Consider the following 6798-nt stretch of genomic DNA (forward strand, 5'->3'; position numbering starts at 1 on the left):
GGCCGCCGCCCACGGCGTCGCCGCGACCGTCGTCGTCGCCGACCTGGCTGAACCCGAGGCGCCTGCGCGTCTGGTCGAGGCGATCGCGGCGCGGGGGTTGAGCGTCGACGGCCTGATCAACAATGCGGGCTTCAGCCGGACCACAGGCTTTCTGGCGACCGGTCCGGCGGACCACGCCGCCATGATCCGCGTCATGCTGACGGCGCCGGTCGAGCTGTCGCGTCTGGTGCTGCCCGGCATGGTCGCGCGCGGCTGGGGCCGGGTGCTGAACGTGGCCTCCCTGGCCGGGCAGATGCCGGCGACGGGCGGCGACACGCTTTACGGCCCGATCAAGAGCTTCCTGATCAAGGCGTCGCAGGGGTTGTGGCTGGAGACGCAGGGGACCGGCGTGCACGTCACCGCCCTGTGCCCCGGCTACACCTATACCGAGTTCCACGACGTCAACGGCTCACGCGATCAGGTCTCGGCCGCCTATCCGAAGTGGATGTGGATGGACGCCGACCGCGTGGCCCGCATCGGCTGGGACGCGGTCGAAGCCAATCGGCCGCGCGTGACGCCGGGCGCAGCCAACAATGTGCTGGCGGCGCTGGGCGGGCTGCTGCCCGACGCCCTGGCGCTGAAGATGGTCGGCGGCCACGCCAGACGGCTGGACCGCCTCTAGAGCTTTTAGTGCCCGCCGGAGGGGTAGGGGGTGGTGACGCCCGCGCTGAACATGCCCGGCAGGGCTTCGCCCAGACCCATCAGGATGAACTGGATCGCCAGGGCGCACAGGATCAGGCCCAGCACCCGCACCACGATGGCCATGCCGACGTCGCCCAGCAGGCGGCTGATCGGGCCGGTGGCGGCGAAGCACAGGAAGGTGACGACGCAGGCGGCGACCATGGCGGTCAGCGACGCCGCCGTGCCCGCCGCGCCCAGCTTCTGGGCCTCGCCCGCCTGGATGATGATGGCCGAGATGGCGCCCGGCCCGATCATCAGGGGAATGGCGAAGGGCACGATCAGACGCTTGAACCGGCGCTTGGCGTAGCCGCGCACGTCCTGGGCGTCGGTCGCGGCGTCGGCGTCGGCGAAGATCTTGAGGAAGTCCTCGCGCGCCATGTCCAAGCCCAGCAGCAGCAGCAGGATGCCGCCCGCGATGCGGAAGGCGGCCAGCGAAATGCCGAAGAACTGCAGCAGGCCCAGGCCCGTGAAGAAGAAAAAGCCGAGGAAAACCGCCGCGAAGGCGCAGATCATGGCCGAGACGGTGATGCGCTGGCGCAGGGAGGCGCCCGCCGTGGCCGCCGCGAAGATCGGCACATTGCCGATCGGGTCCAGCAGGGCGAACAGCGCCACGAACAGGTTGACCCCCAGATCGACCGCGTTCATTGCTTGCCCCCGCCTTAGAAAACCCGCCGCGCGACCGCGACCCCTTGTCTCACCTATCGGGGCATCCGCGCGCGCCTGCAAGCCGCCGAGAGCCGGAAATGTCAGCAGACCGTCCCAATCGCCCCTTCGACCCGCGCGTCATCTGCGCCCTGGACGTGCCGACGATCGATGAGGCGCGCGCCCTGGTCGAACGGATCGGCGATGCGGTCGGCTTCTACAAGGTCGGGCTGCAGCTGTTCGCCTCGGACGGCATGGGGCTGGCGCGCGAGCTGAAGGCGTCGGGCGCCCAGGTGTTCCTGGACTGGAAACTGCACGACATCGGCGCGACGGTGGAGAAGGCGACGGCGGTGCTGGCGAATGCGGGCTGCGACCTGCTGACCGTCCACGCCCGGCCCCAGGTGATGGCGGCGGCGGCGCGCGGCGCGGCGGGATCGGAGCTGAAGATCCTGGGCGTCACCGTCCTGACCAGCCTGACCGACGACGATCTGAAGGCGGACGACCACAGCCTGTCGGCGGCCGAACTGGTGGAACAGCGGGTGCGTCAGGCGTTGGGGGCTGGAATCCACGGCGTCGTCTCCAGCCCGCATGAGGCGGGCCGCGCGCGTGAAATCGCGACGAGGGCGGGGCGTGAGGACTTCCTGATCGTGACGCCGGGCGTGCGGCCCGCAGGCGCGGCCATGGACGATCAGGCGCGCGCCGCGACCCCGGCCAGCGCCCTGCAATCTGGGGCGACCCATCTGGTCATCGGCCGTCCGATCACAGCCGTCGCCGATCCGCGCGCGGCCGCCCAGGCGATCACCCAGGAGGTCGCCCTGGTCTGAGGCCTATGGGCTTGATCCGTAAGGGGTCTGCTTCACGTGAAACAGGAAGGGCGGCGTCTGCGGACGCCGCCCTTTTTCGTATCAGCCGCGTTCGCCGCGTTCCTGGCGGTAGGGCCGCTCGGTCGGAGACGGCGGCGCCGGCGGGGCGGGCGGCACGGCGTAATAGCCCTGGTCGAAGTTCACGACCGGCGGAGCGGTTTCGACGCGCGGCGGCTCGACGTAGACGTTGGGGCGGGCCACCTCGACCTGGGCCGGGGCGACGCGCACGTCGGCGGCGGCCACATGGACCGGCGGCGGCGCCACGTGGACGCGGGCCGGTTCGACGTAGACCGGGGCCGGCTGCACATAGACCGGCGGCGATTCCACATAGACGGGCGGTTGCGAGACATAGACCGGCGGCTGGCTGACGTAGACCGGCTCCGAACGGTAGTAGACGGGCTGGGGCGGCGGGCCGCAACGGCCGCAGTCCTGGCCGTATCCGCCTTGATAATAGCCCTGCTGGTAATAGCCGCCGCCGCTGTACTGGCCGCCGTAACCGCCATAGCCGTAGCGCGCCCAGGGGTAGCGGCCGTAGCCGTCGACCGGATAGCCGAAGGGCATGGAGCGGGTGACGCCGGAATAGGCGTAGCCCCCGTGTTGGATCGGCGGCTGCGACGGAGCGATCACGACCGGCGGACGAACTCCGGCGCCGCCGTAGCCGTAACCATAGCCGTAGCTTTCGATCGGGCCGTAGCCGCCCTGCCAGCCGGTGTCGCTGTACCAGGTCTGGGCGCGGGTCTGGATCACGGGACCGCGGGCGTAGCCGGCGGCGGCGTTGTATCGGGCGCCGGCCTGATGAGCCTCGGCCGCTCCGGCGATGAGGATCGCCGCGCCTGCGGCGGCGTAGAATAGAGCCTTCATGGCTGCGCTCCTTGTTTCAGCCGTAAAGGTTAATGCGGATCTGGCCGGAGCGTTCACTATTCTCCCGTCAAGGGAACCGGGAGGCCGCATCGGCGGGAGGCATGAGGCGTCCAGACCGTCTTCGCTCAGGCAGCGAGTCGCTGCGCGGCGAGCGTTGGCGCTCTACCAGCTCAAGCAGCGAACCGCCGCGCGGGGAGCGCTAGCGCCCTAAAAGTCCACCGCCAGACCCTTCTTCTCCCAGTCGCCGAAACGGGTGGGCTCCGGTCCCTTGCGGCCGCCGACCTCGTTCGGAAGCGCGGCGGCCTCCTCGGCGGCGCGGCGTTCGGCGGCCTCCAGCAGGGCGCGGCGGGCGGCCTCGTTCAGGGGGCGCTCGGGCGTGGCGTGGGGCACGTCGGCATTGAAGGCTTCCTCGGGGGAAGGTTCAGTCGGGGGGGTGGGCTGTTCGGTCACAGGTCGCCTGCCTTGAGAGCGGGGATACTGGGGCTCAAATAGACGTTCCGGCTGAACACGCCACCCCTTGAAGTCCGACAGCGCGACCGAAGCCCGTATGAACCATCTGAAGACATTCGCCCTGCTGGCCGTGATGACCGCCCTGTTCATGGGGATCGGCTATCTGATCGGCAAGGGGCCCGGCATGGCGATCGCCCTGGTCGCGGCGGCGGGCATGAACCTGTTTTCCTATTGGAATGCGGACAAGATCGTCCTGAAGATGTACCGCGCCCAGCCGGTGGATGAGACCCACCCCAACGCCGTGGTGCGCGCCTATGTCGCCGATGTGAAGCAGATGGCCGGCGACGCGGGCCTGCCCCTGCCCAACATCACCATCATTCCGAACGATCAGCCGAACGCCTTCGCCACGGGACGCAATCCTCAAAATGCGGCGGTGGCGGCGACGACCGGCCTGCTGGACATGCTGACGCGCGAGGAAATCCGCGGCGTCATGGCGCACGAGCTGGCCCATGTGAAGAACCGCGACACCCTGACCATGACGGTCACGGCGACGGTGGCGGGCGCCATCGCCATGTTGGCCAACTTCGCCCTGTTCTTCGGCGGCGGGGACGACCGCGAGCGGCCGGGCGGCATGATCGGGACCATCGCCCTAATGCTGCTGGCGCCGATGACGGCGGGTCTGGTGCAGATGGCCATCAGCCGCACCCGCGAATATGAAGCCGATCGCGTCGGCGCCGAGATCGCCGACGACCCTCAGGCCCTGGCTTCGGCCCTGCAGAAGATCGAGGCCTATGCGCGCGGGGCGGTCAACGCCCCGGCCGAGCGCAATCCGGCGACGGCCCATATGTTCATTATCAATCCGCTGAACGGGAAGGGGGCGGACAATCTGTTCTCGACCCACCCGGCCACCGGCAATCGCGTCCGCGCCCTGATGGAGCTGGGCGCGAAGATGGGCATGGGCGGGCGCGTGCGTCCGGCGGCGGCCTTCGTGGCGCCTGCGCCTGTCGCGTCCGCCGCGCCGATCCGGGGAACCAGCGTGCCGACGACTGATGATAGTCCTGCGACGCCTCCGCGCGGCCCCTGGGGCTGAGCCGTCCGCAAGCCTGGGGCTTTGCGTGAGCGAGCTTAAGCCGCTAGAGCGCGCGCCATGACCGACGAGACCGATCCCAAACCGTCCGACGCCGACCGCCCCGAATGGGCCAAGGCGCATGGCCCGCTGCGCTCCTTCGGGCGCATCAAGTCGCGGCCGATCAAGGCGAAGCAGGCGGCCCTGTTCGACACCCTGATGCCGCGCATCGCCGTGCCGGACCCGGCCAAGGGGCCGATCGACCCTCAAGCCCTGATGCCCGGCGCGAAAGCGGCGTGGCTGGAGATCGGCTTCGGCGGCGGCGAGCATCTGGCGGCCCAGGCGGCGCGTCATCCCGAGGCGGTGATGATCGGCTGTGAGCCCTTCCTGAACGGCGTCGCCTCGGCCCTGCGTCACGTCGAAGAAGGCGGGCTTCAGAATGTGCGCCTGCACGCCGACGACGCCCGCGCGGTGATGGCGGCCCTGCCGGACGCCTCGCTGGACCGGGCGATGATCCTGTTCCCCGACCCCTGGCACAAGGCGCGCCACAACAAGCGCCGCTTCCTGCAGGACGAGACGGCGGTGGAGATCGCCCGCCTGCTGAAGCCGGGCGGCCGCGTGCGTTTCGTCACCGACTGGCTGGACTACGCCGACTGGGCGCTGGAGCGGCTGGCGCGTACGCCGGGACTGACGCGCCGGGAGACGGGCGCCGACTGGTTCGCCGCGCCCGAAGATCACGTCGTCACACGCTATGAGGAAAAGAAGCTGGGCGACACCGATCCGATCTTCCTGGAGTTTGAACGCCTGGCCTGAACCTACGGCCTGGACGATTCTACGAACGACGGTTTTCTTTGTGTTTACTCCCGTCCGTCACCTTGGCTTTGACAGTCAGGGGGATGATGTATGGGCGGTTTGACGATCAGCGGGCGGGTGAACCTGCTTTCGGTGCTGGCGGTGGCCGGACTTCTGCTGGTCGCGGGCCTGTCGTTGATGAAGCTTGACGGCGTGCTGCGCGATGAGATCGCGGACCGCACTCAGAAGACCGTCGAAGTGGCCCATAGCGTCGTCGCCCACTATCACGCCCAGGAGCGGCTGGGCGTCATGACCCGCGCCCAGGCCCAGGCGGCCGCCCTGTCGACCCTGCGCGCCCTGCGCTATGGTCAGGACGACTATTTCTGGGTCAACGACATGCAGCCGCGCATGGTGATGCACCCCTTCAGCCCGCAGCTGGAAGGGGAGGATCTGAGCGCCAAGACCGACGCAGACGGCGTCTTCATGTTCCGCGAGATGACCGAGGTCGCCCGGCGCGACGGCGGGGGCTTCGTCAACTATCGCTGGGCCAAGCCGGGCCAGCAGGAGCCTGCGCCCAAGGTGTCCTATGTCCAGGCCTTCAAGCCGTGGGGCTGGGTGATCGGTTCGGGCGTCTATACGGACCAGATCGTCGCCGCTGTGGGGCGTGCGGCCCTGGCTCTGGGCGGGATGGCGCTCGCCGTGGCGGTCGCCGTGGGCGCCGCCGGATGGTTCCTGGGGCGATCGGTGGCGCAGCCGGTGGTGGCCCTGGCCGCACGGATGAAGCGCCTGGCGGACGGCGACAGGACGACAGCCATTCCGGGCCTGGCGCGGCGTGACGAGATCGGGCGGATGGCCGGCGCCCTTGAGGTTGTTCCGCGACGCCGCCATCGCCAATGACCGCCTGGAGGCCGAAGCTGCGGCCCAGCGTCAGGCGGCCGAAGAGGAGCGCATCCGCGTCGAGGCGGAAAAGGCCCAGACGGCCGAGGAGGACCGCATCGCCATCACCGCCCTGGGCCAGGGCTTGAACGCCATGGCGTCGGGCGACCTGACCCATCGCATGACCGTGTCGGTGGCGCCCAAGGCGGAGCAGCTTAAGGCTGACTTCAACGCCGCCATCGCACAGTTGGAAAGCGCCGTGGCGGCGGTCGTGGCCAATGTCGCAGCCATCCGCTCGGGGTCGAACGAGATTTCCCAGGCGTCGGACGACCTGTCGCGCCGCACCGAACAGCAGGCCGCCAGCCTGGAGGAAACCGCTGCGGCTCTGGATCAGATCACCGCCACGGTGAACCGGACCGCCGACGGCGCCCGTCAGGCCTCGGGCGTGGCGCATTCGGCGCGCGACGACGCCGAGGGCAGCGGCCAGGTGGTCCGCGACGCGGTGGAGGCCATGAGCCGGATCGAGGC

At 69.6% G+C, this 6798-nt stretch carries 8 protein-coding genes and 1 pseudogene; 6 read left to right on the top strand and 3 right to left on the bottom strand.

The genetic code is table 11. The features are described from left to right. On the top strand, positions 1 to 661 hold a 661-nt coding region (locus tag BDIM_RS16125), incomplete at its 5' end, for an SDR family NAD(P)-dependent oxidoreductase (RefSeq protein WP_050796769.1). A 5-nt stretch (positions 662 to 666) separates the two neighbouring features. Here BDIM_RS16125 and BDIM_RS16130 read toward each other — a convergent pair. Next, on the bottom strand, positions 667 to 1365 hold the full coding sequence (locus BDIM_RS16130) for a MarC family protein (protein ID WP_003166626.1): 699 nt from the start codon (positions 1363 to 1365) through the stop codon (positions 667 to 669). Between the two features lie 98 nt (positions 1366 to 1463). On the opposite strand from BDIM_RS16130, the gene pyrF reads away from it, so the two are divergent. After that, positions 1464 to 2186: an orotidine-5'-phosphate decarboxylase gene (gene pyrF / locus BDIM_RS16135; RefSeq protein ID WP_003166627.1), complete on the top strand. Its 723-nt coding sequence runs from the start codon at positions 1464 to 1466 to the stop codon at positions 2184 to 2186. Positions 2187 to 2267: 81 nt separating this feature from the next. On the opposite strand, the gene BDIM_RS16140 is transcribed toward pyrF, so the two are convergent. Then, positions 2268 to 3086, bottom strand: coding sequence for a hypothetical protein (locus BDIM_RS16140; RefSeq protein ID WP_003166628.1), 819 nt, complete (start codon positions 3084 to 3086; stop codon positions 2268 to 2270). Positions 3087 to 3293: 207 nt separating this feature from the next. Continuing rightward, positions 3294 to 3536 carry a DUF1674 domain-containing protein gene (locus BDIM_RS16145; protein WP_040346456.1) on the bottom strand — a complete coding sequence of 81 codons (243 nt, stop codon included), beginning with the start codon at positions 3534 to 3536 and terminating at the stop codon, positions 3294 to 3296. A 97-nt stretch (positions 3537 to 3633) separates the two neighbouring features. On the opposite strand from BDIM_RS16145, the gene htpX reads away from it, so the two are divergent. The 4 genes and pseudogenes from htpX to BDIM_RS18545 form a co-directional block, all read left to right on the top strand. Next, a complete protein-coding gene (htpX, locus tag BDIM_RS16150) occupies positions 3634 to 4626 on the top strand; it encodes a zinc metalloprotease HtpX (RefSeq protein ID WP_003166630.1) in 993 nt (330 codons plus the stop codon). A gap of 57 nt (positions 4627 to 4683) precedes the next feature. Continuing rightward, positions 4684 to 5415 carry a tRNA (guanosine(46)-N7)-methyltransferase TrmB gene (gene trmB, locus BDIM_RS16155; protein WP_003166631.1) on the top strand — a complete coding sequence of 244 codons (732 nt, stop codon included), beginning with the start codon at positions 4684 to 4686 and terminating at the stop codon, positions 5413 to 5415. Positions 5416 to 5505: 90 nt separating this feature from the next. Continuing rightward, complete coding sequence (locus tag BDIM_RS18540) at positions 5506 to 6291, top strand: cache domain-containing protein (RefSeq protein WP_003166632.1); 786 nt, start codon at positions 5506 to 5508, stop codon at positions 6289 to 6291. Further along, a pseudogene (locus BDIM_RS18545) lies at positions 6257 to 6798 on the top strand (methyl-accepting chemotaxis protein); the annotation flags it as partial. The gene BDIM_RS18540 and the pseudogene BDIM_RS18545, both read left to right, overlap by 35 nt.

The sequence above is a fragment of the Brevundimonas diminuta ATCC 11568 genome (assembly GCF_000204035.1).
In the GTDB taxonomy this organism is placed as follows: domain Bacteria; phylum Pseudomonadota; class Alphaproteobacteria; order Caulobacterales; family Caulobacteraceae; genus Brevundimonas; species Brevundimonas diminuta.

Coding starts and splice junctions, on each gene's coding strand:
- BDIM_RS16130 (WP_003166626.1), bottom strand. CDS start 1,365: ATGAACGCGGTCGATCTGGGGGTCAACCTGTTCGTGGCGCTGTTCGCC.
- pyrF (WP_003166627.1), top strand. CDS start 1,464: ATGTCAGCAGACCGTCCCAATCGCCCCTTCGACCCGCGCGTCATCTGC.
- BDIM_RS16140 (WP_003166628.1), bottom strand. CDS start 3,086: ATGAAGGCTCTATTCTACGCCGCCGCAGGCGCGGCGATCCTCATCGCC.
- htpX (WP_003166630.1), top strand. CDS start 3,634: ATGAACCATCTGAAGACATTCGCCCTGCTGGCCGTGATGACCGCCCTG.
- trmB (WP_003166631.1), top strand. CDS start 4,684: ATGACCGACGAGACCGATCCCAAACCGTCCGACGCCGACCGCCCCGAA.
- BDIM_RS18540 (WP_003166632.1), top strand. CDS start 5,506: ATGGGCGGTTTGACGATCAGCGGGCGGGTGAACCTGCTTTCGGTGCTG.